Origin of the sequence: Streptomyces sp. NPDC000348, assembly GCF_042898795.1 — a bacterium.
Classification (GTDB): domain Bacteria; phylum Actinomycetota; class Actinomycetes; order Streptomycetales; family Streptomycetaceae; genus Streptomyces.
Genome location: NZ_JBIAZD010000002.1, coordinates 20,096 through 45,190 on the forward strand (window position 1 = coordinate 20,096; position 25,095 = coordinate 45,190).

18 protein-coding genes and 1 other RNA gene are annotated in these 25,095 nt (G+C 73.8%); 15 read left to right on the forward strand and 4 right to left on the reverse strand.

Features of this window, described 5'->3' with window-relative positions:
- Nucleotides 1-135: 135 nt before the first annotated feature.
- Nucleotides 136-3,639 carry an FHA domain-containing protein gene (locus tag ACFY3N_RS03965; RefSeq protein WP_390815057.1) on the reverse strand — a complete coding sequence of 1,168 codons (3,504 nt, stop codon included), beginning with the start codon at nt 3,637-3,639 and terminating at the stop codon, nt 136-138.
- A 460-nt stretch (nt 3,640-4,099) separates the two neighbouring features.
- On the opposite strand from ACFY3N_RS03965, the gene ACFY3N_RS03970 reads away from it, so the two are divergent.
- From ACFY3N_RS03970 to ACFY3N_RS03985, 4 genes are all read left to right on the forward strand, one after another.
- Nucleotides 4,100-5,782 carry a serine/threonine-protein kinase gene (locus ACFY3N_RS03970; protein ID WP_390815058.1) on the forward strand — a complete coding sequence of 561 codons (1,683 nt, stop codon included), beginning with the start codon at nt 4,100-4,102 and terminating at the stop codon, nt 5,780-5,782.
- A gap of 109 nt (nt 5,783-5,891) precedes the next feature.
- A complete protein-coding gene (locus tag ACFY3N_RS03975) occupies nt 5,892-7,136 on the forward strand; it encodes a serine/threonine-protein kinase (RefSeq protein WP_390815059.1) in 1,245 nt (414 codons plus the stop codon).
- 324 nt (nt 7,137-7,460) lie between these two features.
- Nucleotides 7,461-8,567 carry a peptide chain release factor 2 gene (gene prfB, locus ACFY3N_RS03980; protein ID WP_390815060.1) on the forward strand — a complete coding sequence of 369 codons (1,107 nt, stop codon included), beginning with the start codon at nt 7,461-7,463 and terminating at the stop codon, nt 8,565-8,567.
- Between the two features lie 309 nt (nt 8,568-8,876).
- On the forward strand, nt 8,877-9,608 hold the full coding sequence (locus ACFY3N_RS03985) for an LPXTG cell wall anchor domain-containing protein (RefSeq protein ID WP_390815061.1): 732 nt from the start codon (nt 8,877-8,879) through the stop codon (nt 9,606-9,608).
- Nucleotides 9,609-9,706: 98 nt separating this feature from the next.
- On the opposite strand, the gene ACFY3N_RS03990 is transcribed toward ACFY3N_RS03985, so the two are convergent.
- On the reverse strand, nt 9,707-9,898 hold the full coding sequence (locus tag ACFY3N_RS03990) for a hypothetical protein (protein WP_142195050.1): 192 nt from the start codon (nt 9,896-9,898) through the stop codon (nt 9,707-9,709).
- 307 nt (nt 9,899-10,205) lie between these two features.
- Here ACFY3N_RS03990 and ftsE point away from each other — a divergent pair, with 307 nt between their 5' ends.
- From ftsE to ssrA, 5 genes are all read left to right on the forward strand, one after another.
- Nucleotides 10,206-10,895, forward strand: coding sequence for a cell division ATP-binding protein FtsE (gene ftsE, locus ACFY3N_RS03995; protein WP_030868506.1), 690 nt, complete (start codon nt 10,206-10,208; stop codon nt 10,893-10,895).
- A gap of 29 nt (nt 10,896-10,924) precedes the next feature.
- On the forward strand, nt 10,925-11,842 hold the full coding sequence (gene ftsX, locus ACFY3N_RS04000) for a permease-like cell division protein FtsX (RefSeq protein ID WP_390815062.1): 918 nt from the start codon (nt 10,925-10,927) through the stop codon (nt 11,840-11,842).
- Nucleotides 11,843-11,909: 67 nt separating this feature from the next.
- Nucleotides 11,910-13,070, forward strand: a complete 1,161-nt coding sequence (locus ACFY3N_RS04005) for a S41 family peptidase (protein ID WP_390815063.1) — start codon at nt 11,910-11,912, stop codon at nt 13,068-13,070.
- A gap of 60 nt (nt 13,071-13,130) precedes the next feature.
- Nucleotides 13,131-13,610 (forward strand): SsrA-binding protein SmpB, encoded by a 480-nt coding sequence (smpB, locus tag ACFY3N_RS04010; RefSeq protein ID WP_145868947.1) that lies wholly within the window; start codon nt 13,131-13,133, stop codon nt 13,608-13,610.
- 140 nt (nt 13,611-13,750) lie between these two features.
- Nucleotides 13,751-14,154, forward strand: a transfer-messenger RNA (tmRNA) gene (ssrA, locus tag ACFY3N_RS04015).
- A gap of 142 nt (nt 14,155-14,296) precedes the next feature.
- On the opposite strand, the gene ACFY3N_RS04020 is transcribed toward ssrA, so the two are convergent.
- Together ACFY3N_RS04020 and ACFY3N_RS04025 are read right to left on the reverse strand one after the other, a co-directional pair.
- The gene (locus ACFY3N_RS04020; RefSeq protein WP_390815064.1) at nt 14,297-15,304 is read right to left on the reverse strand and encodes a LacI family DNA-binding transcriptional regulator; all 1,008 of its coding nucleotides are present in this window, start codon (nt 15,302-15,304) and stop codon (nt 14,297-14,299) included.
- 90 nt (nt 15,305-15,394) lie between these two features.
- The gene (locus tag ACFY3N_RS04025) at nt 15,395-16,717 is read right to left on the reverse strand and encodes an MFS transporter (protein WP_390815065.1); all 1,323 of its coding nucleotides are present in this window, start codon (nt 16,715-16,717) and stop codon (nt 15,395-15,397) included.
- 83 nt (nt 16,718-16,800) lie between these two features.
- On the opposite strand from ACFY3N_RS04025, the gene ACFY3N_RS04030 reads away from it, so the two are divergent.
- From ACFY3N_RS04030 to ACFY3N_RS04055, 6 genes are all read left to right on the forward strand, one after another.
- Nucleotides 16,801-17,769, forward strand: a complete 969-nt coding sequence (locus ACFY3N_RS04030; protein WP_390815066.1) for a LysR family transcriptional regulator — start codon at nt 16,801-16,803, stop codon at nt 17,767-17,769.
- A 179-nt stretch (nt 17,770-17,948) separates the two neighbouring features.
- Nucleotides 17,949-19,679 (forward strand): hypothetical protein, encoded by a 1,731-nt coding sequence (locus tag ACFY3N_RS04035; RefSeq protein WP_390815067.1) that lies wholly within the window; start codon nt 17,949-17,951, stop codon nt 19,677-19,679.
- Complete coding sequence (locus tag ACFY3N_RS04040; protein ID WP_390815068.1) at nt 19,679-21,880, forward strand: polysaccharide deacetylase family protein; 2,202 nt, start codon at nt 19,679-19,681, stop codon at nt 21,878-21,880. Before ACFY3N_RS04035 ends, ACFY3N_RS04040 begins: the two co-directional genes overlap by 1 nt.
- Nucleotides 21,877-23,166 (forward strand): acyltransferase, encoded by a 1,290-nt coding sequence (locus ACFY3N_RS04045; RefSeq protein ID WP_390815069.1) that lies wholly within the window; start codon nt 21,877-21,879, stop codon nt 23,164-23,166. The genes ACFY3N_RS04040 and ACFY3N_RS04045 overlap by 4 nt, the downstream gene beginning before the upstream one ends.
- 435 nt (nt 23,167-23,601) lie before the next feature.
- Nucleotides 23,602-24,516, forward strand: coding sequence for an NADP-dependent oxidoreductase (locus tag ACFY3N_RS04050; RefSeq protein ID WP_390815070.1), 915 nt, complete (start codon nt 23,602-23,604; stop codon nt 24,514-24,516).
- A gap of 36 nt (nt 24,517-24,552) precedes the next feature.
- Nucleotides 24,553-25,032: a MarR family winged helix-turn-helix transcriptional regulator gene (locus ACFY3N_RS04055; RefSeq protein ID WP_390815071.1), complete on the forward strand. Its 480-nt coding sequence runs from the start codon at nt 24,553-24,555 to the stop codon at nt 25,030-25,032.
- The last annotated feature ends 63 nt before the right edge of the window (nt 25,033-25,095 follow it).

A 25,095-nucleotide genomic window follows, 5' to 3' on the forward strand; every position in this document is an offset into this window, starting at 1 on the left:
GAGCGGAGCCGAGAGTGGGGGAGGCACCCGGCCAGCGCCGGGCAGCGCGACCCACCCCCGCCCGGCCACCGCGCCGGGCACCCGCGCAGGAACGTGCACGGAGGACACCCGGCCCGCGACGACCGACCGTCCCCGTCAGAGCAGCGACGGCACCTCCGCCGCCGCGACCTGACGCGCCGCCCGCTCCAGCGCACTGGCGAGCAGCGCCAGATCGGTGGGCCCGTTACCGAGCTCGCGCACCTGCCGGCGGGCCGGCGGATCCCCCATGCGGTGCCACTCCAGAGGAACGACCGTCGGCCGCAGGGTCGCCGTCCGCGGGATGCGACCGGTCACCCGGCCGCCCTGGAACGCCGTCACCCGCCCGTCCGGACGGGCCAGCCGCCCCCGCCCCGGCGCCGGTTCGTCCGGCCCGCCCCCCGGCACCGGCGCGTCGAGCGCGATCCGCAGCGACGCCTGCCGCACCGGCTCGGTCTGCGCCGTACGGGCGCAGGGCCCGGTGGCCGCCACCAGGTGCACGCCCAGCCGCTCGCCGTCCCGCGCCACCGCCTCCAGCGCCCGCATCACCGATCCGGCGGCGGGCCGCCCCGGCGCGCCGAGCGCGGGGGAGACCAGCGCGTCCAGGTCGTCCACGACCACCACCAGCCGGGGCAGCGGCGGCGGGGCCTCCGTCTTGCGCCGGTTCGCCCCGGGCCGCAGCCGCAGCGTCGAACTGGACGGGGTGTCGAGGTCCCCGTTCTGCTCCCCGCCGGCCGCCGCGCCCGCGCGGGACGCGGCCGTGCGCTGGGCGACCATGCGGTCCGACAGCTCCCGCCCGGTGTGCCACTCCGCGAAGTCCGACCGGCCCAGCAGCTCCGCGCGCCGCTTCAGCTCGGCGCTCAGGGACTGCGCGAACTCCCGCATCCGCACCGGGTCGTTGGCGCACAGATGCGTGGTGACGTGCGGTACGTCCGTACACACGCGCAGCCCCTCGCCGGCCGCGGCGCCCGCCGTGGGCACGCCCCGGCCGTCGACCAGCACGACGGCCAGCCGGTCGGGACGCTCGGCGGCGGCCAGCGAGGCGACGACCGCCCGCAGCAGTTCCGTACGACCGCTGCCGGACGGCCCCTCGACCAGCAGGTGCGGTCCGTCGGCGGCGAGGTCGGCGACGACCGGGCCGCGCGGACCGGCGCCCAGTACGGCGGTGACGCGTCCGCCGAGCGCCTGGGTGTCGTCGGCCGCGTCCGCCCAGCGGGCCATCAGCGAGGCCGGGGTGGCCCGGGCCAGGCCCAGTTCGTCCAGCAGCCGCGCCGACGGGGGCAGCGGCGCCGACACGCGCGCGTGCCGCTCGCCGCCGGCGCCGTCCGTGCGCAGCGGGGCGAGCGCCCGCGCGAACCGCTCGGCCCAGGCGGGGGAGACCGCGTCGACCGTGGCGAGGGTGCCGTGGCCGACGGGGCCGGGGGGACGGCCGGAGCCGGTCCCGGCCACCCGCAGCAGGCGCAGGGCGGTCGCCACGTCCCCGCTGAGCAGGGCGACGGCCCCGCACCGCCGGAACGCCGGCGCCACCGCGCAGGCCGTCTCGTACGTCTCCGTCACCGGGGACGCGGGGGAGGCGGCGGCCGTCTCGGCGAGGCACAGCACGTGGATCCCGGCCCGGGGCCCCTCCAGGGCCAGCCGTGCCACCGCCTCGCGCGCCTCGGGGCCGCCGGGGTCGCCGTCCACGACGACCACGGTGTACGGCCCTTCGCCGGCGCCGGATATGCGGGGGGCCGCGTGGTCGTGGTCCTCCAGCCGGCGCAGCAGTTCCTCGGCGCGGGCCGTGGCCTGTTCGCGGTCGTGCGCGAGGAGCAGGCGGCAGTCCTGGCCGCGCCCCGGGCGCACGTGCGGCAGCCAGCCCAGCCAGGACCACTCGGCGGTGCGCTCCGCCAGGGGGCGGGAGGGGTCCGCGGCGATCAGGACGATCTCCAGGGAGTCGGGGGAGTGCAGCGCGGCGAGCTGGGCGAGCACCGCGCGGGCCAGCCCGGCGAGCCGCTCGCGCGGGCCGGCCAGTCCCAGCCCGCCGACCTCGCGCAGCCCCGAGGTCACCGGTACGGCGGGCAGCAGACCGGAGCCGTCCGGCGCCGGCCGGTCCGCGGTGCCGAGCCGCACCGCGAGCGCCTCCGGGTGGCCCGGTCCGCGCTCCCACAGCCGGGGGCCGGGGCCGAGCGCGGTCAGCAGCAGCGTGGCGGGGTCCGGCCAGGTCTCGGGCACGCCGGGGGCGGTCACGCCCGGGTCGGGTGCGGTACCGGGGCCCTCCTCGCCGTGGGCGGACCACGTGGCCTCCGGTTCCTGCCGTCCGCCGGTCAGCCGCCGTGCCCAGGCGGTGAGCCCGCCGCGCCTGCGCCCGCCCGTCGGCCGGGGGAGGTCGGTGCCGCGCACGGGGGTGCCCTTGCGGGTCCCGGGGGACTCCTGGTGCGGGACGGAGGGCGTGCCGCCGGCCATGTGGCCGGTGGCGGGCCCGGTGGTCGGGCCGGTGAGGCGGCCGGGTGCGCCGCCGGACGTCCGGCCGGACGCCGGGGCGGCCGGCCGGCCGGGAGCGGCGCCACCGGACGCCCCGTCCCGGGCCTCCTCGAAAGCCGTCCCGGCGGAGCGGTCGGCGGCGTCGGGGCCCGCACCGCGCGCGCCCGTGCCGGAGCGCCCCGCGTGCGTGTCCCCGTCGGCGGGCAGCGGCCGCGACACGCGGCGGCCCTGGGGGAGGCGGGGCACGTCTCCCCGGGTGACCGTGTGCACCGCGCGCTCCCCGGGGGTGGTTCCGGTGCGCTCGATCCCGGGGGCGCGGCCCTGTCCCGGCACCCGCGGCGGTCCGCTCGCGCCGGCCCGCCGCGGAGCGTCCGGTGTCTCCTCCGCCTCCTGTGCCGGCACGGCCCAGCCGGCCGAACCGTGGGTGTGGTGGGTGGGCGCCGCCGGTGCCGCCGCGTGCGCGTGGGCGTCCTCGTCGTCGGCCGGCCCGGACGGGAGCGGCACCCGTACGTGCCCCTCGCCGTCCGGTGTCGTGGCCGTTCGCGCGCGGGGACCCGCCGCCGGGGTCAGGCGCAGGGCCGACTCGCCGATGCGCAGGAGCGCGCCCGGGGCGAGACGGACCGGGCGGGGGCCCACGCGCCGGCCGTCCAGGGTCGTGCCGTTGGTGGAGCCGAGGTCGGCGACCGAGACGCCGCCGTCCGGGGCGACCGTCACCGCGCAGTGCAGCCGGGAGACGTCCGGGTCGTCCAGCGGCACGTCGGCGTCGGCGGAACGGCCTATGCGGATCTCGCCGCCGTGCAGCAGGTGCACCCCGCCCGCGTCGGGGCCGGCGACGACGTGCAGCCGGGTCGGGGCCCCGTCCAGCTCGGGATGCGGCTCGGGCTCGCCCGGGGCGCCCACGGCCAGCACCACGCCGTCGATCAGCGGCGGTTCCCCCAGCGTGCAGCGCTGGGCGTCGAGCCGCTGGTCACCGGCGTACAGCACCGGCGGGCCCGAGGAGCCGGACGGGCCGTCGCCGCCGGAGACCGCCGAGGCCAGCGCGGAGGCGACCGCGGCCAGGGCCGTGCCCGCGGGGGCCGTGACCAGTACGTCGCAGCTCGCGGCCCGCTCCCGCGCGGGGGAGGAGGGGCCCAGCGGGTCTACGACGGTCAGCCGGATCTGCATCGCCGTCAGGGGTCCCTTCTGCGCGGGCGCCCGCGACGCGGGGGGACACCACCGCCCCGCGGTCCCCCGCCGCGGACTTCCCCCACCGCCACACGCGCACGTACGGCCAGTACTGCACGCATCCTCGCACCTGCCACCGACAACGCGCCCGCCCTCCGGCAGCGAATGATCTTGATTGGTCGGCTCTGCCCGCAAAAGTGCCCGACGGGTGAGGAGCGAATGATCGTTCCGGGTCCGTTTGAGATCGGTCACGTCCGGCATGCGGCAACCAACGGACCGAGTCGGGCGTCTTTCCTGCGAACCTCCGAACACGGACGGGAACCGGTGCGTATGACCCACGGGGAGATCACGTCGAGGACGACCGGCCGGTATCCCGCGCGGCGGCACTACAGTGGGTCGGAACGTTCCGTAGCGCGGTGGACCAGGGTGTACGCCAAGCAAGCAGCAGGGAGTGCGTGACGTGCGGCCAGTCGGCAGCAAGTACCTGCTCGAGGAGCCGCTCGGACGCGGCGCCACGGGCACCGTCTGGCGAGCCCGCCAGCGGGAGACCGCGGGCGCCGAGGCGGCCGTGCCCGGACAGCCCGGCGAGACCGTCGCGATCAAGGTCCTCAAGGAGGAGCTCGCGAACGACGCCGACGTCGTGATGCGCTTCCTGCGGGAGCGGTCCGTCCTGCTCCGGCTCACCCATCCCAACATCGTCCGGGTCCGCGACCTGGTCGTCGAGGGCGATCTGCTGGCGCTGGTCATGGACCTCGTCGAGGGTCCCGACCTGCACCGCCACCTCCGCGAGAACGGCCCCTTCACCCCCGTCGCCGCCGCCCTGCTGACCGCGCAGATCGCCGACGCGCTCGGTGCCAGTCACGCCGACGGCGTGGTGCACCGCGACCTGAAGCCCGCCAACGTCCTGCTCGAGCAGCAGGGCGGCGAGATGCACCCGATGCTGACCGACTTCGGCATCGCCCGCCTCGCCGACTCCCCGGGCCTGACCCGCACCCACGAGTTCGTCGGCACGCCCGCGTACATCGCCCCCGAGTCCGCCGAGGGCCGCCCGCAGACCTCCGCCGTCGACATCTACGGCGCCGGCATCCTGCTGTACGAGCTGGTCACCGGCCGCCCGCCGTTCTCCGGCGGCTCCGCCCTGGAGGTGCTGCACCAGCACCTGAGCGCCGAACCGCGCCGCCCCTCCACGGTCCCCGACCCGCTGTGGACGGTCATCGAGCGCTGCCTGCGCAAGAACCCCGACGAGCGGCCCAGCGCCGAGAACCTCGCGCGCGGCCTGCGCGTCGTCGCCGACGGCATCGGCGTGCACGCGAACTCCGCGCAGATCGCCGCCGCCGAGAACGTCGGCGCGCTCCTGGTACCCGACCCGGCGCCCGCGCCGGTGCCCGACGCGCCCGGCGCCGCCGACCCGACGCAGGTGCTGCCGCACGGCGCGGGCGCCGCCTACGACCCCAACGGCGCGACCAGCGTCCTGCCGCAGACCGGCGGCCCGGCCGGCGCCGCCGACCCCACGGCCGTCATGCCCCCCGTACCGCCCGGTCAGCCGGGCGGGCCCGGCGCCGGGCCGGAGGACCCGCACCCCTGGCAGAACCAGCTCCGCGCGGCCCGCGACCGCAACGAGCAGACCCAGGTCCAGTACCTCGACCCGGACCAGGACCCGCTGCGCCGCCGCCCCCAGCGGCAGGTCGCCAGGCCCCAGCAGCAGCCGCAGCAGCCCCCGCAGCGGCGTCCGCAGCCCCAGCAGCAGCCCGGCCCGGGGTACGGCTACCCGCAGCAGCCCCAGCCCCAGCGGTACGCCCCGCCGCCGGAGCCGCAGCGCCGGCAGCAGCCCCAGCCCCAGCCGCAGCGGTACGCGCCGCCGCCGGAGCCGCAGCGTCCGGCCCGGGAGCCCCGGCAGCCGCGGCAGCGCAGCGCCAACCCGATGCGCATCCCCGGTCTGGGCTGTCTGAAGGGCTGCCTGTTCACGGTCGTCATCCTGTTCGTCGCGGGCTGGCTGATCTGGGAGCTGAGCCCGCTCCAGGACTGGATCGGCACCGGCAAGAGCTACTGGGGGCAGCTCAGTGACTGGTTCGGCTCGGTGACGGGCTGGATCGAGGACCTGGGCGGCTCCTCGGAGCCCTCGAACCCCACCGGGACGAACTGAGCCTGTTTGCTGATTTGTCGACATCTGAGGGCCGATTTCCGGATCCGCCGTGAAGGCCGGCGCTCCGGACGCGTAGCTTTGGCGACAACACGCGTCGGTAGGAGCAGTCTTGGCACGGAGAATCGGCAGCCGGTACACCGCCCATCAGATCCTCGGGCGGGGCAGCGCCGGCACGGTGTGGCTGGGCGACGGCCCCGACGGGCCCGTCGCCATCAAGCTGCTGCGTGAGGATCTCTCCTCGGACCAGGAGCTCGTCGGCCGCTTCGTGCAGGAGCGGACGGCGCTGCTCGGTCTGGAACACCCGCACGTCGTCTCCGTGCGCGACCTGGTGGTCGACGGGAACGATCTCGCCCTGGTCATGGACCTCGTCCGCGGCACGGACCTGCGCACCCGCCTCGACCGGGACCGCAGGCTGGCGCCGGAGGCCGCCGTGGCGATCGCCGCCGACATCGCCGACGGCCTGGCGGCGGCGCACGCGGCCGGGGTCGTGCACCGGGACGTGAAGCCGGAGAACGTGCTGCTCGACATGCAGGGCCCGCTCGGCCCCGGCGGCTCGCACCGCGCCCTGCTCACCGACTTCGGCGTGGCGAAACTCATCGACACCCCGCGCCGCACCCGGGCCACGAAGATCATCGGAACGCCGGACTACCTGGCGCCGGAGATCGTCGAGGGCCTGCCCCCGCGCGCGTCGGTCGACATCTACGCGCTGGCCACGGTCCTGTACGAGCTGCTCGCCGGCTTCACGCCGTTCGGCGGCGGGCACCCGGGCGCGGTGCTGCGCCGCCACGTCACCGAGACGGTCGTCCCCCTCCCGGGCATCCCGGACGAGCTGTGGCAGCTGCTGGTGCAGTGCCTGGCGAAGGCCCCGGCGTCCCGGCTGCGCGCCTCCGAGCTGAGCGCGCGGCTGCGGGAGCTGCTGCCGATGCTGGCGGGGATGCCGCCGCTGGACGTGGACGAGCCGGACACCGAGCCCGCGGAGGAGGCGGGGGAGGAGCTCCAGCCCTCCGGGGCGGCCCCGGTCGCGGGGGAGCCGGTGCGGCGCCGCGGCGCGGTCCCGTTGGTGCCGGGCGCGAAACCGGCCGATTCCAGTCGCGACACGCACACGTCGATGAGGGTGCCGGCCCCCGACGAGCTGGCCGGCGGCGCCCGCGGCACGGCCCGCGCGCCCCGCGCGGCGGGCGCGCGCCGTCCGGGCTCCGCCCGCAACCGCGCGGTCACCCGCCGACGCCGGCTCACCCTGGCGGTGGCGGCGGTGGTCCTGGCGGCGGCGGGCGTCGGCACCTGGCTGGCCACGGCGGAGGACGACACGGCCCCGCCCCAGGACACCCGGGACTCGGCCCCGGCCAATCCTTGACCGCATAGCTGCGGGCAGTCGTGCCTCCCCCAGTGCCTCAAAGGCCTGGGAGGTGCCCCCAGGGCGATGGGGTCCCCCGCTCATGGGGGTCCCCCCCGCTCGAGCGAAGCCGGGAGTGGGGGAGGAGCCGGGAGTGGGGGAGGGTGGGCGCTGGGGGTACCCCCTCTGGGGAGGCACCCTGCCGGCGCCGGCAAGCGGACCGACCCCCGACGCCGGCAAGCGAACCGGCCCGCTCGGGGCGTTGGGGCGGAGCCCACTCGTCCGGCGGGCCTCCGTGCCGCCGCACTGCATGGGCCGGCCGGCGGAGCCGTTACGCTGGAGGGCGTGGCAGTCGTCGATGTATCCGAAGAGCTCAAGTCCCTCTCCTCGACCATGGAGTCGATCGAGGCCGTTCTGGACCTCGACAAGCTGAGGGCAGACATCGCCGTGCTCGAGGAGCAGGCGGCCGCGCCGTCCCTGTGGGACAACCCGGACGAGGCGCAGAAGATCACCAGCAAGCTCTCCCACCTCCAGGCCGAGGTGCGGAAGACCGAGGCGCTCCGGGGCCGGATCGACGATCTCTCCGTGCTCTTCGAGATGGCCGAGGAGGAGGACGACCCGGACACCCTCGCGGAGGCCGAGTCCGAGCTCGCCGCGGTCAGGAAGGCGCTGGACGAGATGGAGGTCCGGACGCTGCTCAGCGGCGAGTACGACTCCCGTGAGGCGCTCGTCAACATCCGCGCGGAGGCCGGCGGCGTCGACGCCGCCGACTTCGCCGAGAAGCTCCAGCGCATGTACCTGCGCTGGGCCGAGCAGCGCGGCTACAAGACCGAGCTGATCGAGACGTCGTACGCGGAGGAGGCGGGCATCAAGTCGACCACCTTCTCCGTCCAGGCGCCCTACGCCTACGGCACCCTCTCCGTCGAGCAGGGCACGCACCGCCTGGTGCGCATCTCGCCCTTCGACAACCAGGGACGCCGCCAGACCTCCTTCGCGGGCGTCGAGATCCTCCCCGTGGTCGAGCAGACCGACCACATCGAGATCGACGAGTCCGAGCTGCGGGTGGACGTGTACCGCTCGTCCGGCCCCGGCGGCCAGGGCGTGAACACCACCGACTCCGCGGTGCGGCTCACCCACCTCCCCACCGGCATCGTGGTCTCCTGCCAGAACGAGCGCTCCCAGATCCAGAACAAGGCCACCGCGATGAACGTCCTCCAGGCCAAGCTCCTGGAGCGGCGCCGCCAGGAGGAGCAGGCCAAGATGGACGCCCTCAAGGGCGACGGCGGCAACTCCTGGGGCAACCAGATGCGTTCGTACGTGCTGCACCCGTACCAGATGGTCAAGGACCTGCGCACGGAGCACGAAGTCGGAAACCCCGAGGCCGTGTTCAACGGTGAGATCGACGGCTTCCTGGAGGCCGGAATTCGCTGGCGCAAGCAGCAGGAGAAGTAACCCCACCCGCGAGCGCCGATTTGTCGACAAGGTAACTGCCGCCTTCTGGGCGGCAGTTGCCTTTTCGTGCCGGGGATGCCTGGGTTTTACATCACACTCACAGCTTCGTTGTCCGGCAAAGCGCGCGTAGGCGGACAACGCGTGCGCAACGGCCTTGACGTTCTTTTGGAAAATGGGAAAGGTGAAGCGCGGCATGCGTATCTCCGGGGCGCATGTGAACCGGGGGGCGTTTCACCGCACAGTCACCCCTGTTGATCACCGCCCCGAGCGCCGCCTCATTGACGATGAGCTACTGGGGGTAGCAACCATATGACCAAGAAGACGCGGATCCGTGTCGCTCGGATCGCGGCCGGCGCCGTGATCGCGGCCGGCGCCTCGCTGACGGCGGCGGGTGCCGCTTCGGCGCTCGAGCTCAACATCGGAGTCACCGTCGAGGGCGACGAGCCGGACCCGGGGTGTGAGGTCGGCGCCGGTCCTGAGTGCCCGGACGACGGTGAGAACCCCGGCGGGGAAGAGCCCGGCGGGGAAGAGCCCGGTGGCGAGGAGCCCGGTGGCGAGGAGCCGGGCGGGGAAGAGCCGGGCGGGGAGAACCCCGGTGGCGAGGAGCCGGGCGGCGAGGAGCCGGGCGGGGAGAACCCCGGTGGCGAGGAGCCGGGCGGGGAAGAGCCGGGCGGGGAGAACCCCGGCGGCGAGGAGCCGGGCGGCGAGGAGCCCGGTGGTGAGGAGCCCGGCGGCGAGAACCCCGTGGAGGAGCCCTCCGAGGACCCGACCACCCCGGGTGACGACGGTGACGGCGGACCCGGCACCACCCCGGACGGCGGCAACAACGCCTCTCCGCAGGACCAGGGCTCCTCGGCCCTCACCGACACCGGCGACGACGTCCCGGCCACCTCGGCCCAGGGCGACGGCAAGGAGCTCGCCGAGACCGGTGCCGCCGAGACCACCTTCCTGCTGATCGGCGCCGCCACGATGATCGCCGGCGGTGTCGGCTTCCGGGTGCTGCCGCGCCTGATGACCGGCCGCGGCGGCGCCGCCGCCTGACGGTGGCCGCGCGCGTACGCACCGCACGCGTGACGTAGGACGAAGGGCCCGGAGCGCACCCACGCTCCGGGCCCTTCGTTACGTCCTGTATCCGTACGTCAGGCGGTTTGGTGGGCGAGCAGCGCCACCGCCGCGACCAGCACCGCCAGCAGTGCGATCAGCGTCATGGGGTTCAGTCCCGCGAAGAAGTTCTCCTGCTGCAGCCGCTCGCGGTTCGCACGGCACACCGGGCACCGGCCCTCGCTCACGGGCGCGGCGCAGTTCGCGCACACCAGCCGGTCGTACGTCATGCGCTCGCCCTCCTCGCACCGATTCCAGATGAACAACGCCCACCCTCTCGTGAACGTTCCCCTCCACTGTGCCAGGTTCCCGGGCAAGCCGCGCCGGGTCCTTCCCGGAGGGGTGGTTCCGGGGGACTCCGCGGCCGCGGCGCCGTGCGGGCGGCCCGCCCGTCCCCCCGCGCCCCCGGGGTGCCGTGCCCGCCCGGCACCGGCACAAAGGGCGCATCTCTTCCGCAACCCCCACCGGTGCCTGCGCTCGCCTCCCCGGTTCGCGTATGGTCACGCTCATCTACCCCCGGCTAACCGTGGTGCATCCGTGATCCGATTCGACAACGTGTCCAAGGCCTACCCCAAGCAGAACCGCCCCGCACTCAGGGACGTCTCCCTGGAAGTGGAGAAGGGCGAGTTCGTGTTCCTCGTGGGGTCCTCCGGCTCCGGAAAGTCCACCTTCCTGCGGCTGATCCTCCGCGAGGAGCGGGCCAGCCACGGACAGGTGCACGTCCTGGGCAAGGACCTCGCCCGCGTCTCCAACTGGAAGGTGCCGCAGATCCGGCGCCAGCTGGGGACCGTGTTCCAGGACTTCCGCCTGCTGCCGAACAAGACGGTCGCCGAGAACGTCGCCTTCGCGCAGGAGGTCATCGGCAAGTCGCGCGGCGAGATCCGCAAGTCCGTGCCGCAGGTGCTCGACCTCGTCGGGCTCGGCGGCAAGGAGGAGCGGATGCCCGGCGAGCTCTCCGGCGGTGAGCAGCAGCGCGTCGCCATCGCGCGGGCCTTCGTCAACCGGCCCAAGCTGCTCATCTGCGACGAGCCCACCGGCAACCTCGACCCGCAGACCTCCGTCGGCATCATGAAGCTGCTCGACCGGATCAACCGGACGGGCACCACCGTGGTGATGGCGACGCACGACCAGAACATCGTGGACCAGATGCGCAAGCGCGTCATCGAACTGGAGAAGGGCCGTCTCGTCCGCGACCAGGCACGCGGCGTCTACGGCTACCAGCACTGACGCTCCACGGAAAGGCTTGATCAGACGCCATGCGCGCCCAGTTCGTCCTGTCGGAGATCGGTGTGGGTCTCCGTCGCAACCTGACGATGACCTTCGCCGTCGTCGTCTCCGTCGCCCTGTCGCTCGCCCTGTTCGGCGGGTCGCTCCTGATGAGCGACCAGGTGAACACCATGAAGGGCTACTGGTACGACAAGGTCAACGTCTCCATCTTCCTGTGCAACAAGAGTGACGCCGAGTCCGACCCCAACTGCGCCAAGGGCGCGGTGACCGACGACCAGAAGGGCCAGATCAAGGCCGACCTGGAGAAGATGTCGGTCGTCGACTCGGTGGTGTACGAGTCGCAGGACGAGGCGTACAAGCACTACAAGGAGCAGTTCGGCGACTCCCCGCTGGCCAGCTCGCTGACGCCGGACCAGATGCAGGAGTCGTACCGCATCAAGCTGAAGGACCCGGAGAAGTACCAGGTCATCGCGACCGCCTTCGACGGGCGGGACGGCGTGCAGTCGGTGCAGGACCAGAAGGGCATCCTGGACAACCTCTTCGGGCTGCTGAACGGCATGAACTGGGCCGCCCGCGCGGTGATGGCGCTGATGCTGGTGGTCGCCCTGATGCTGATCGTGAACACGGTGCGCGTCTCCGCGTTCAGCCGCCGCCGCGAGACCGGCATCATGCGGCTGGTCGGCGCCTCCGGCTTCTACATCCAGACGCCGTTCATCATGGAGGCCGCCGTCGCCGGACTCATCGGCGGCGTCCTCGCGTGCGGATTCCTGGTGCTCGGGCGGTACTTCATCATCGACAACGGACTGGCCCTGTCGGAGAAGCTGAACCTGATCAACTTCATCGGCTGGGACGCCGTACTGACGAAACTGCCGCTCATTCTCGCGACCAGTCTGCTGATGCCCGCGTTGGCCGCGTTCTTCGCGTTGCGCAAGTACCTGAAGGTGTGACTCTTGCCAAGAGGGGCGTACGGTCAACCGACCGTGCGCCCCTTCGCGTTGTCCTAGACTCACCGGCATGTCAGGTCGTGCCCTGTTCTGTCAGCCCCGCCGCATCCGCCGCGGGGCCGCCCTGACCTTGGTGTTCGCGAGCGTGCTCGTCGCCGGCGCGGCCACGGGCAACCTCCCCGGGGCCGACGGCGGGGCCACCGCGGACGGTGCCCCTCCGGCCGCTCCCGTCGGCCACGGCACGGCCGTCACCAGGGCGGCCGAGGAGGCCGCCGCCGAGGGCGCGTCCCCCCTGGAGGCCGCCCGGCGCGCCGTCAGCCGCAGCGGGGACCGCTGGGCCGCCGTCTACTCCCCGGGCGAGTACGAGGAGTTCGAGGACGCCCTGGACGGCCGGTACACCGGCGTCGGCCTGTGGGCCCGCGAACGGAAGGGCCGTATCGAGGTGACGAAGGTGGGCGACGACACGCCCGCCGCCGACGCCGGGATCCGCGCGGGCGACCGGCTGCGCAGCGTCGACGGCGAGGAGGTCGACGGCCGGCCCGTCACGGAGGTCGTCTCCTTACTGCGCGGCGAGACCACCGGCGAGTCCGCCGGCACCACCGTCCGCCTCGGTCTGGAACGCGGCAGGCGCGCCTGGAGCGAGACCGTGCGCCGCGTCCGGCTCTCCCGGGAGACCGTCACCGTCCGCGAGCTCGCCTCCGGGGCCACCGTCATCACGGTCGGCGCCTTCACCAAGGGCTCCGGCGACGAGGTCCGCACCGCCGTCCGGCAGGCCCCCGCCGGCGCCGGCATCGTCCTCGACCTGCGCGGCAACCCCGGGGGGCTGGTCGCCGAGGCGGTCACCGCCGCCTCCGCCTTCCTCGACGGCGGCCTGGTCGCCACGTACGACGTCGAGGGCGAGCAGCGCGCCCTGCACGCCGAGCCCGGCGGCGACACCACCAGACCCCTGGTCACGCTCGTCGACGGCGGGACGATGAGCGCGGCCGAGCTCCTCACCGGAGCCCTCCAGGACCGCGGACGGGCGGTGGTCGTGGGCTCCCGCACCTTCGGCAAGGGCTCGGTCCAGATGCCGGCCCCGCTGCCCGACGGCTCCGTCGCCGAGCTGACCGTCGGCCACTACCGCACCCCCTCCGGCCGGGGCGTCGACGGCCGGGGCCTCACCCCCGACCTGGAGGCCGACGAAAAGGCGCTCCAGCGGGCCGAGACGGTCCTCAGCGGACTCGGCCGGTAGGGCACCGGCGGTAATCGGCTTCCCGCCGACCCCCTCCGTAGTGCGAAAATGGGCGGCACTATGGCTAAGGAAAAAGGGCGCAAGCTGATCGCGCAGAACAAGAAGGCGCGGCACGACTACCTCATCATCGACACCTACGAGGCGGGCCTGGTCCTCACCGGCACCGAGGTGAAGTCCCTGCGCCAGGGCCGGGCGTCGCTGGTGGACGGCTTCGTCCAGCTGGACGGCCACGAGGCGTGGCTGCACAACGTGCACGTGCCGGAGTACAGCCAGGGCACCTGGACCAACCACAGCGCGCGGCGCAAGCGCAAGCTGCTGCTGCACCGCGCGGAGATCGACAAGCTGGAGTCCAAGTCCCAGGAGACGGGCCACACCATCGTGCCGCTCGCCCTGTACTTCAAGGACGGCCGCGCGAAGGTCGAGATCGCGCTGGCCAAGGGCAAGAAGGAGTACGACAAGCGGCAGACGCTCCGGGAGAAGCAGGACCGGCGCGAGACCGAGCGGGCGATCTCCGCGGTGCGCCGCAAGCAGCGCGCGTAAGCCCCCTGAGCGGCGCGCACGGGCCTGTGCGGAGTGCCGGGGAATACGCTGGCACCGACCCGCGTTGGTCACGTACGATGGCGACAGCACCTCACAGCGGGTGCGTGCCCCCTCCTCGGAGGGTCTTGAAAAATCAACATGGGGATGATCGGTTTCGACAGCGGCTGTCGAAGCAGGGGAAGCGTGTCGAGGAAGCGGCCATGATCTCGTAAACCACAGGCCGAAAAAAATAATCGCCAATTCCAAGCGATCCATCTCCCAGGGCGAGCTCGCCCTCGCTGCCTGATCTTCAGGTAGCGAGCAGCGGCTCCCCTACTTAAGGGAGTGTCAGCCCGGGGATGTTCCCGACCCGGATCCTGGCATCAGCTAGGGGACTAAACCTTGATCCCGGTCACGGGGTGAAGAGGGAAACCACACAGTGACTGGGCCCGTCGGAGACTTGTCGGCGTGATCTCCGGGGCCGAGAAAAGCACAGCCGACTGCACACGGAGAAGCCCTGGTTCCGCACCGTTGGACGCGGGTTCGATTCCCGCCATCTCCACTCATCCCATGTGGGCACGGGCCCCGTCGCTTCGAGCGGCGGGGCCTTTGTCATGCGGTTCTCGTCTCCCGTACGGTTCCGGCTCTCGTACGGCTGTCCCACGGCCCCGGGAAGGCCCGGGAGCCGGGCCGGGGCCGGACCACCGTCACACCCCGCGCGGCGCGGTGCTCGCCCGTTCCGTCAGCCGGGGCGGCAGCAGGGTCGTCTCCGGTACGGGGAGACCGGACAGCTTCCGCACCAGCAGGTGCACCGCGCGGGTGCCCAGTTCCGCCGACGGCACGGCGACCGAGGTGACCGGGACGCGGGCCGACGCGGCGACGGGGGAGGGACAGACGGCGGTCAGGGACAGATCGCCGGGGACGCTCAGTCCCAGCCGCTCGAAGGCGTCGATCAGCGGATCGAGGAGCGGTTCGTTGTGCACGACCACCCCCGTCAGCGCCGGCAGCTCGCGCACCAGCCGCTCGGCGACCGCGCGGGCGGCGTCCCGGCCGGTCCCGCACGGGTGCACGGCCGAGGTGAGCCGGTGCCGGTCGGCGGCCGCCGTGAAGCCCTCCACCAGCCGCCGCGCGAACGCGGTCCGCCGCACGTACACCTCCGGCGGCGAGCCGACCAGCGCCACCACCCGGTGCCCGAGCCGCGCCAGATGGTCCACGCACAGCTCGCCGGCCGCCCGGAAGTCCAGGTCGACACAGGTCAGCCCGTCCGGCTCGGCGGGCACGCCGATCAGCACGGACGGCAGGGCCCCCGAGCGCAGCAGCGGCAGCCGGGGGTCCTGGAGCTGTACGTCCATCACGATCGCCCCGTCCGCCAGCCCGGTGTCCGCGACGCGCCCGAGGCCCTCCTCGCCCTCGCCCTGGGTGAGCAGCAGCACGTCGTGGTCGTGGGCGCGGGCGGCGGTGACCACCGACACCGCGAACCGCGTCACCACCGGCACGTGGACGCCGGAGCGCACGGGGACCGCCAGGGCCAGCACCCTCGACCTGCGGCCGGCCGCGCCCCGGCCGCCGCCGTCCGCGCGGTAGCCCAGCTCGCGGACGGCCGCCTGGACCCGGAGCCGGGTCGCGTCGGAGATCGGACGCTTGCCGCTGAGCGCGTACGAGACCGTGCTGGGGGAGACCCCGGCGCGCCGGGCCACATCCGTGATCTTCACCATCGGGGGTCCTCATCTGCACGGTCGTGGGGGATGCAGAAAGCGGTTTCGAAGCGCTTCGACGGGTGAAGGTATGTCCGGTCCCTGTGGCCGTCAATGGGTCGGGAGGGAATCCGTGGAGCGGTTCGACGGCCCGAACAGGACGAGGGTGCAGAGGGCCACGAGGAGGGCGGTCGCGGCCGCCGCCACCGGCACGCCGTACCCGGCCGTCGCCGAGAGGTGCTCCACCGTCCAGCCGCCCGCCGCGCTGCCGCAGGCGATCCCGCCGAGCAGACCGGTCACCGCGAGCGTCATGCCCTCGTTCAGCCGTCCCTCGGGCGTGTACCGCTGGACCAGGGTCATGGTGGTGACCATCGTCGGCGCGGTCGCCATCCCGGCGACCAGCAGCGCCCCCGCCAGCGGCAGGAGGGAGCCGGTGAGCCCGGCCGCGAGCAGCGGCAGGGTCATCAGCGCGGTCATCGCGGCCAGGCACCACGGCAGCCGGGACCGCGCGGACCCCGCCGGGCGCACCGCCCCGTACAGCAGCCCCGCCGCACAGGAACCGGCCGCCTGGAGCGCGAGCACCGCGCCGGACGCCGAGCGGTGCCCCCGCTCGTCCGCGAACGCGAGGGTGACGACCTCCATCGAGCCGAACACCGCCCCCGTCGCGAGACAGACCACCAGCAGCGGCCGCATGCCGGGCGACCGCAGCGGCGCCCGCGCGGAGGAACGCCGGGCGGCCGGCGGCTCGGTCGACCGCTGGGCGGTGAACAGCAGGACGCCGGTCAGCAGCAGCACGGCGCCCACGAGCGTGCCCGCCTCCGGGAAGAACGTCGCGCACAGGAAGGCCGCGAGCACCGGGCCGAGCATGAAGCACAGTTCGTCCGCGGCCTGTTCGAAGGAGTTCGCGGTGTGCAGGGCCTCGGCGTCCCCCTTCAGCAGATGCGCCCAGCGGGCCCGCGACATCCCGCCGGTGTTGGGGGTGGTGGCGGTGGCGGCGTAGGAGGCGAACAGGGTCCAGTCCGGGGCGCCGTGACGGACGCAGAGCAGCAGCGCGAGGGAGCCGAGCACGGCGAACACCGTGGCCGGCAGGGCCACCCGGGCCTGCCCGTACCGGTCGACCAGGCGCGCGGTCCACGGGGCGACCACCGCCGTCGCCGCCAGGCCCGTCGCGGTGACGGCGCCGGCCAGGGCGTACGAACCCCGCGTCCCGGCGATCATCACGACCGCGCTCACGCTGAGCATGCCCATCGGCAGCCGCGCGATGAGGTTGCCGGCGGTGAACGCGCGGGCGCCGGGCAGCGCAAAAAGCCGGCGGTACGGGCCCTTCGCGCGGGGTCCGCTCCGCCCGCGCGGGCCGAAGTCGACGGCGACCAGGGTGTCGGCGGTGACCGTGAGCAGGGGGGTCTCCCGGGAGCGGGAGGTCGGCTGGGGCATGGCCCCACCGTCGCCCGTGGCCGTGCGGCCGGTCCAACACCTTCCCGGCACCGATTGACGCACCCGTGTTGTAAGTTCGCGCCATGCCCGCCCCCGCCCACCTCGAGCCCCGTCTGCTGCGCGCCTTCGTGACCGTCGCCGAGGAGCTGCACTTCACCCGGGCCGCCGCCCGCCTCTACGTCGCCCAGCAGGCGCTCAGCAGGGACGTGCGGCGGCTGGAGCGGGAGCTGGGCGGCGAACTGTTCGTACGGACCACCCGCCAGGTCACGCTCACCGCCGACGGCGAACGCCTGCTGCCGTACGCCCGCGCGGTGCTCCAGGCGCAGGACGACCTGCTCGCCGCCGCCGGACGGGCCCGGCCCCTGCTGGTGGACCTCAACAGCCCGGGCCTGCACACCCCGCGCCGGGTGCTGCACCGGGCCCGCGAACTCGCCCCCGGGCACGAACTGATGGCCCGCTACGAGAGCGGGCTGACCGGGGCCGCCGGGGAGCTGCTGGCGGGGCGGATCGACGCGTCGTTCGGACGGTTCGCGGGCCTCGCCCCCGCCCTGCGCGCCGGACTCGACCAGCAGCCCGTGCGCCACGAGCCGATGGCGCTCGTCCTGCCCGAGGACCACCCGCTGGCCGCCCTGCCCGAGGTGCCGCTCGCCGCGCTCGCCGGCGAGACGGTCTACGCCGGGGCCGGCAATCCCCGTACGCCGGAGTGGACGGACCTCGCGCGGTCGCTGTTCGAGGGGCGGGGGATCGTGCTCGCGCCGCCCGCGCCGCTGGCCGTCGGGGAGGAGGAGTTCCAGCGGATCATGGCCAGGACACGCCATCCGGTCCTCGCCGTGATCGATTTTCCGCCACTGCCCTCGACGGTGCTGCGCCCCCTCGTGGACCCGGTTCCGCTGTCGCCCGTGTCCCTTGTGTGGCGGAAGGGGCTGGTTCATCCCGCTCTGGTTGCTCTGCGGCGGGCGGCGGCCCTCGTCGCCGCCGAGGAGGGCTGGTTGCGGCGGCCGGCCGGGGGGTGGCTGCCCGAGCGGGATATTGTCGTGATGGCGGCCCAGTGATGTCTCACTCCTGATACGAATGGCCGCACCGGGAACACAGGACCTCCACGTGCGCTACATTCGGTCCCCGAGCACAGTGTGATAAACGGGGCGCTCGGAGCGGGTGGGGGCCCGGTCCGTCGGCGGGTGCTCGGGTCGTACGCGCGCCGAAAGTGCCCTCTGGGGGGAAGTGCGTGCGCGTGGAAAAGTGGCGAGAAGACGCCCAACCGGAACGGCCCGAGGGTGTGCCGGCGTTCGGGAGGAACGCCGAGGACGAGGACCTGCGGGAGACCAGGGTCCTCCCCCTGAGCGAGAAGCCCGCCGGCGCGGACGTGCGCCGGGCCGACTCCGGCCCCGGCTCCCTGGAGGACCGCTGGGCCCGCCTGGGCGTCCTCCCCAGCGGCCACGACCGGACCCGGCTCCTGCCCGACGCCGCCCACCGCGCGGAGCCCTCCGCCCGGCCCGAGCCGCGGACCGGTGACCTCGGTGGCCCCGCGGTAGCGGGCCGGCCTGCGCCGGGCGAGGGGCGGCCGGACAGTCCCTGGAACGCCGGGCGCACCGCGGCACCGGGGCGGCCTGCGCTGTCCGAGGGGCGGTTGGACAGTTCCTGGAACGCCGGGCGCACCACGGCGCCGGGCCGGACGGCGCCGTCCGAGGGCCGGCCGGATGGTCCCGGAAACGCCGGGCGCACCGCGGCACCGCACCGCCCCGAGCCCTCCGGGAACCCGGCGGACGGCCCCTGGGACAGCGAGCGCACCACCGCCCTGCGCGTCCCCCGCCAGCCGGGCGTCCCCGGCGCCGGCACGGCAGGGCCCTCCTCCTCCCGGCCGGGCGGAGCACGCCCCTCGGGCGACCTCGGGGCGGCCGGCTCCCCGCCGTCCCCCCGACGCCCGTCGCCCGACTCCGGGACAGCCGTCTTCCCGGCGACCTCCGGGGGCTCGTCGTCGGGCCCCGGGACAGCCGTCTTCCCGGCGGCTTCCGGGCCGTCGTCCGACCCCGGCGCGCCGACCGAGTTCCTGCGCTCCTCCCCGGACTCCGGTGCGCCGACCGAGTTCCTGCGCTCCTCCCCGGACTCCGGTGCGCCGACCGAGCTCCTGAGCCCCGCCGTGGCCCCCGGCGCCCCGGTGGCCTCCCGCATCCCCGTCCGCGACCCCTGGCAGGAGGAGCCCGGCGACTCCGCCGCGGCCACCCACGATCCGCACGAGGTGACGGTCCAGCTCGACTCCGTGCAGATCGGGGAGGGCCTCGAACTGCGCCGTACGCCGGGCCGCGCGGTCGGCGGGCAGGACGCCGCCGGCGGACCCGTGTTCGTCGACGAGTCCGGCCGCCGCAGCCGCCTCTACCGCCGCATCGGCCTGGCCGTCGGCCTCGCCTGCGCCGGCTACGCCGTCGTCATGGTCGCCACCCTGCTGTCCGGCAACTCCGACGCCCCCTGGATGCCCGTCCCCGGCCAGGAGGACAAGCCCGCCGGCCAGGTCGAGACCACACCCCGGCCCGAGGAGACGGGCGCCACGCCCAGCGCCGGCACCAGCCTCGTCCCGGGCGACACGTCGGCCACCGGCACCCCGACGCCGCCCGCGCCCGACGCCACCGCCCCCGCGACGGACGGCGGGGCCGGCACCGCGGACCAGCCGGTCGCCGTCGCCCCGACACCGACGGCGACCGGCGAGGACACCACGAAGCCGGACACCGACGGTGACGTCACCACCACGCCCCCGGACGACACGGTGAGCACGGCGCCCGCCGACCCGCCGGCGTCCGAGGAACCCGATCCCGTGACGACCGCCCCCACCGGCGGCGGTGAGGCCGGTGGCACCGACAGCGTCGCCGGCGCCCCCGCCGACCAGCCGGTCGTCGCCGCCGACGGCTCCGCCGCTCAGCCGGAGCCGTCCACCACCCCCGCCGCACCGTCCCCGGAGAACGTCCTCTGATGGCATCCCGCTCACCCCGCCGCAGGGCCGCCCGCCGGCCCCGCGGCGGTTCCCCGCGCCGCCGCGTGCCCTTGCGCCTGCTGCTCCCCGTGCTCGTCCTCGTCGCCCTGTCGGCCATGCTCATGCTGCGCGGCTACGTGCACAGCGAGATCCTCGCCGACCACCGCGTCCAGAAGCCCGCCCCCACCACGCACGTGCCCAAGGAGATACTCGAGGGCGGCCCGGTCATCGACGCCCGCGCCGGGCAGGCCCAGAGCCTGAGCGTGCCCGACCGCCGCCTCGTCCTCACCTTCGACGACGGCCCGGACCCGACCTGGACGCCGAGGGTGCTCGACGTGCTGAAGAAGCACGACGCGCACGCGGTCTTCTTCGTCACCGGCACCATGGCCTCCCGCTACCCGGACCTCGTCCAGCGCATGGTCGACGAGGGCCACGAGATCGGCCTGCACACCTTCAACCACCCCGACCTCGCCCTCCAGTCCGAGAAGCGCATCGACTGGGAGCTGTCGCAGAACCAGCTGGCGATCACCGGCGCGGCCGGCATCCGCACCTCCCTCTTCCGTCCGCCGTACTCCTCGTTCGCCGAGGCCATGGACAACGAGACCTGGCCGGTCACCCAGTACATCGGCAGCCGCGGTTACCTCACCGTCGTCAACAACACCGACAGCGAGGACTGGAAGCGGCCCGGCGTCGACGAGATCATCCGCCGCGCCACGCCCGAGGGCGGCAAGGGCGCCATCGTCCTGATGCACGACTCCGGCGGCGACCGCAGCCAGACCGTCGCGGCGCTCGACAAGTTCCTGCCCGACCTCAAGGACAAGGGCTACGAGTTCGACAACCTCACCGAGGCCCTGGACGCGCCCAGCGCGCACAGCCCGGTCACCGGCGCCGACCTCTGGAAGGGCAAGGCGTGGATCTTCCTGGTCCAGGCCTCCGAGCACATCACCGACGTCCTGGTGGTCGGCCTCGCGATCATCGGCACCCTGGTCATCGGCCGCTTCGTGCTGATGCTCCTCCTCTCCGGCGTCCACGCCCGCCGCGTCCGCCGCAGGAACTTCCGCTGGGGCCCGCCGGTCAGCGAACCCGTGACGGTGCTGGTCCCGGCGTACAACGAGGCCAAGTGCATCGAGAACACCGTCAACTCCCTGATGGCGAGCGAGCACCCGATCGAGGTCCTCGTCATCGACGACGGCTCCACCGACGGCACCGCCCGCATCGTCGAGGCGATGGGCCTGCCCAACGTACGGGTGATCCGCCAGCTCAACGCGGGCAAGCCGGCCGCGCTCAACCGGGGCCTGGCCAACGCCCGTTACGACATCGTCGTGATGATGGACGGCGACACCGTCTTCGAACCGTCCACCGTCCGCGAACTCGTCCAGCCCTTCGGCGACCCCAGGGTCGGCGCGGTGGCGGGCAACGCGAAGGTCGGCAACAAGGACAGCCTCATCGGCGCCTGGCAGCACATCGAGTACGTGATGGGCTTCAACCTGGACCGCCGGATGTACGACATCCTGGGCTGCATGCCGACCATCCCCGGCGCGGTCGGCGCCTTCCGCCGCTCCGCCCTGGAGCCCATCGGCGGCATGAGCGAGGACACGCTCGCCGAGGACACCGACGTCACCATGGCGCTGCACCGCGCCGGCTGGCGCGTGGTCTACGCCGAGAACGCCCGCGCCTGGACCGAGGCCCCGGAGTCCGTCCAGCAGCTGTGGTCCCAGCGCTACCGCTGGTCCTACGGCACCATGCAGGCCATCTGGAAGCACCGCCGCGCGGTGATCGACAAGGGTCCCTCGGGCCGCTTCGGCCGCATCGGCCTGCCCTTCGTCTCCCTGTTCATGATCGTGGCCCCGCTGCTGGCCCCGCTGATCGACGTCTTCCTCCTCTACGGCATCGTCTTCGGCCCGACCGAGAAGACGATCATGGCGTGGCTGGGCGTCCTGGCCATCCAGGCGGTCTGCGCGGCGTACGCCTTCCACCTCGACCGTGAACGCATGACCCACCTGATCTCGCTGCCGCTGCAGCAGATCCTCTACCGCCAGCTCATGTACGTCGTGCTGCTCCAGTCCTGGATCACCGCGCTCACCGGTGGCCGCCTGCGCTGGCAGAAGCTGCGCCGCACCGGCGTGGTCGGAGCACCCGTCGCCGGAGCGGTGCCGGGCCAGCGCGCCCCGCACAGCGATGATCGGAGGCCCGTGGCATGACCCACGGATACACGACCGGTACGGGCACCAGCCCGGAACCGGCGGGCCCGCACGGAACGCCGTACCCGGTCCCCCGGCAGCGTACGACCGAACCCGCACCCGAGCCCGCTCCCGCCCCGGCGCCCGGGAAGCCGGGCCGCGACCGGTACCTGGACCTGCTGCGTTCCATCGCCCTGGTCCGCGTCGTGGTGTACCACCTCTTCGGCTGGGCCTGGCTGACGGTGGTGTTCCCGTCGATGGGCGTGATGTTCGCGCTGGCGGGCTCGCTGATGGCACGCTCGCTGAAGCGTCCGGCGCTGGGCGTGATCCGCGGCCGCGTCCGGCGGCTCCTGCCGCCCCTGTGGGCGTTCTCCGCGGTCGTGCTGGCGATGATGTTCGCCAACGGCTGGAACCCGTCCGAGGATCCGGACCACGGCGGCACCTGGGGCCTGATCGAGCTGTTCAACTACATCGTCCCGATCGGCGCCCCGCCCTACCCCTGGCACGTCGGCTCGAAGTCCGGCCTGCTGGAGGACACCTGGGCGGTGCAGGCCGCGGGCGTCCTGTGGTACCTGCGCGCCTACCTCTGGTTCGTCATCGCGTCGCCGCTGCTGCTGTGGCTGTTCCGCAAGGCCCCCTGGCCGACACTGCTCGCGCCGCTGGGCCTGACGGCGATCGTCGGCACGGGCGTGGTGACCATCCCCGGTGAGACGGGCAACGCGGTCACCGACTTCGCGGTCTACGGCGGCTGCTGGGTGCTGGGCTTCGCCCACCACGAGGGCCTGCTGAAGCAGATCCCCCGGTACGTCTCGGTGTCCTGCGCGTCCCTGGTGATGGCCTTCGGCCTGTGGTGGGCCTCGAACCACCTCGGCCCCGACGGCTGGGACCTCAACGACATCCCGCTGGCCCAGGCCACCTGGTCCTTCGGCTTCGTCGTGATCCTGCTCCAGTACTCCCCGTCCTGGCAGGAACTCCCGGGCCGCCTGGCCACATGGGACAAGCTGGTGACCCTCTCCAACAACCGCGCGGTCACCATCTACCTGTGGCACAACCTGCTGATCATGGCGACCGTCCCGATCATCGACCTGGCCTACGAGCTCCCGTTCATGCAGAGCGACCGGGCCGTCGCCGCCCTCGACGGCGCGTACACCCTCTGGATGTTCGCCCTCGTCTGGCCGCTGATCGGCCTGATGGTCCTCGCGGTCGGCTGGGTCGAGGACATCGCGGCGAAGCGCAGGCCGAGGCTGTGGCCGAACGGCACCAAGAGCAGGCGGCCTCAGTCGAGCACTGGAGCGCACCGGGGCTGACGTCACGGTTGCGGCCGTGCAGAGCGGGCGAGGGCCGTCGGAAGGATGCTTCCGGCGGCCCTCGCCCGCTTGCGTGGAGCCGCGGTTCACCCGATGGCGACGCGTGTCCTCCAGCGGCCCGACGTCCCGATGACCTCGGCGCGCGAGCCCGTGAGGGCCGTACGGCCGCCGGAGTGGAACCGCACGGTTCCGTCGGTGCGCACGGCCCGGATGCCGGGGACCGCGTCGTCGCCCGCTCACACGGGGAAGGTGGTTCGGTCGCGTCCGCTGGAGTGATGTGCCGACCGCTCGTGCTCGCCATCGTGTGACGACAGGCAGGTTGCCTCCGGGATCCCCTCGAACAATCACTTGGCCAGCCACATAATCGGTGCTACTTTTATGTGGCTGGCCACAGAAAGTGGTCAACGCAGCCACCCACATGAGGGGACCACAGTCATGAAGGCCATTGTTTTCGACACGTTCGGCGGCACCGAGGTCCTGCACGAGGCGGAGATCGACATCCCCCGGCCCGGCCCCGGCCAGGTCCGTGTGCGCGTCCGGGCGGTCGGCGTCAACCCGGTGGACGGCAAGATCCGCTCCGGCGGTATGGAGGCCATCTTCCCCACCACGCTGCCCGCCGTGCCCGGCGGGGAGATCGCAGGTGTGGTCGACGCCGTCGGCGAGGGAGTCGACCACCTGAAGGTGGGGGACGAGGTCCTGGGCTGGTCCGACACCGGCTCCTACGCCCAGTACGCCCTGGCGTCCGCGGCCGTCCTCGCCCCCAAGCCGGCCGGCCTGGACTGGGCGCACGCAGCCGCCCTGCCCGTGGCGAGCGACGGCGCCGAACGCGTGCTGGACCTGCTCGGTGTCACCTCGGGTGAGACGCTGCTGATCCACGGCGCCTCCGGCGCGCTGGGCACCATCGCCGTCCAGCTCGCCGTCGCACGCGGCGCCCGCGTCATCGGCACCGCCGGACCGGCCAACCAGGAGTACGTCACCTCCCTCGGCGCCACCGCGCTGGTCTACGGCGACAACCTGGTCGAGCGGGTCCGCGAGCTCGCCCCCGAGGGCGTGGACGCCGTCTTCGACGCCGCGGGCAAGGGCGCGCTGGAGGACTCCATCGTCCTGCGCGGCGGCACCGACCGGATCGTCACCACCGCCGACTTCCGCGCCGGTGAACTCGGCGTCGTCTTCGCCGAGGGCCCGCAGCGCCGCTCCGCCGCCCGCCTCGCCGAACTGGCCCGGCAGGCCGCCGACGGCATCCTGGTCACCACGATCAGCGCCACCCACCCCCTCGCCGAAGCGGCCAAGGCCCAGCAGGCCAGCGACGCCGGCCACAACCGAGGCAAGATCGTCCTCACCGTCAACTGACCTGCCCCATCCCACTCTTGTGATGAGGGAGCGGCAATGTCCGACACCACCTCACCGGAGCCACCGGACGCGGCGCGCGACGGGCGATTGAGCTACGCCGTCTTCCGGCTCGCCCGCGCCCACCGCGGCCACGCCGCCGCCATGCTGCGCGCCCTGAACCTGCACCCGGGACAGGAACTGCTGCTGATGCAGCTCTTCGACCGCGACGGCCAGACCCAGGCGGAACTGCTGGAGCGCGTCGGCCTGGACCACTCCACCGTCTCCAAGTCACTGCGCCGCATGCAGGAGGCCGGACTGCTCACCCGGGAGCCCGCTGCCCACGACCGACGGGTCATGGTGGTCCACCTCACCGCCGCCGGCCACGCCCTGCGGGAGCCCGTCGCCGACCTGTGGCGCACCCTGGAACGGATCTCCGTACGCGATCTGTCCCCTGACCGGATCGAGATGTTCACCGCGTGTGCGCGCATCATCGAGAAGTCGGTCAGGGATCACAGCCGGCAGCCCTCCGGCGAGTAAACGGGCGCGGCCCCGTGACCGGACCGGCGCGCGGAGACGACCCGTAGGCCGGCGACGCAGTGG

Excerpts from the sequence above, each read along its gene's own strand:
- ACFY3N_RS03965 (WP_390815057.1), bottom strand. The coding sequence starts at position 3,639 with ATGCAGATCCGGCTGACCGTCGTAGACCCGCTGGGCCCCTCCTCCCCC.
- ACFY3N_RS03985 (WP_390815061.1), top strand. The coding sequence starts at position 8,877 with ATGACCAAGAAGACGCGGATCCGTGTCGCTCGGATCGCGGCCGGCGCC.
- ACFY3N_RS03990 (WP_142195050.1), bottom strand. The coding sequence starts at position 9,898 with ATGACGTACGACCGGCTGGTGTGCGCGAACTGCGCCGCGCCCGTGAGC.
- ftsX (WP_390815062.1), top strand. The coding sequence starts at position 10,925 with ATGCGCGCCCAGTTCGTCCTGTCGGAGATCGGTGTGGGTCTCCGTCGC.
- ACFY3N_RS04005 (WP_390815063.1), top strand. The coding sequence starts at position 11,910 with ATGTCAGGTCGTGCCCTGTTCTGTCAGCCCCGCCGCATCCGCCGCGGG.
- smpB (WP_145868947.1), top strand. The coding sequence starts at position 13,131 with ATGGCTAAGGAAAAAGGGCGCAAGCTGATCGCGCAGAACAAGAAGGCG.
- ACFY3N_RS04020 (WP_390815064.1), bottom strand. The coding sequence starts at position 15,304 with ATGGTGAAGATCACGGATGTGGCCCGGCGCGCCGGGGTCTCCCCCAGC.
- ACFY3N_RS04025 (WP_390815065.1), bottom strand. The coding sequence starts at position 16,717 with ATGCCCCAGCCGACCTCCCGCTCCCGGGAGACCCCCCTGCTCACGGTC.
- ACFY3N_RS04030 (WP_390815066.1), top strand. The coding sequence starts at position 16,801 with ATGCCCGCCCCCGCCCACCTCGAGCCCCGTCTGCTGCGCGCCTTCGTG.
- ACFY3N_RS04040 (WP_390815068.1), top strand. The coding sequence starts at position 19,679 with ATGGCATCCCGCTCACCCCGCCGCAGGGCCGCCCGCCGGCCCCGCGGC.
- ACFY3N_RS04045 (WP_390815069.1), top strand. The coding sequence starts at position 21,877 with ATGACCCACGGATACACGACCGGTACGGGCACCAGCCCGGAACCGGCG.
- ACFY3N_RS04050 (WP_390815070.1), top strand. The coding sequence starts at position 23,602 with ATGAAGGCCATTGTTTTCGACACGTTCGGCGGCACCGAGGTCCTGCAC.
- ACFY3N_RS04055 (WP_390815071.1), top strand. The coding sequence starts at position 24,553 with ATGTCCGACACCACCTCACCGGAGCCACCGGACGCGGCGCGCGACGGG.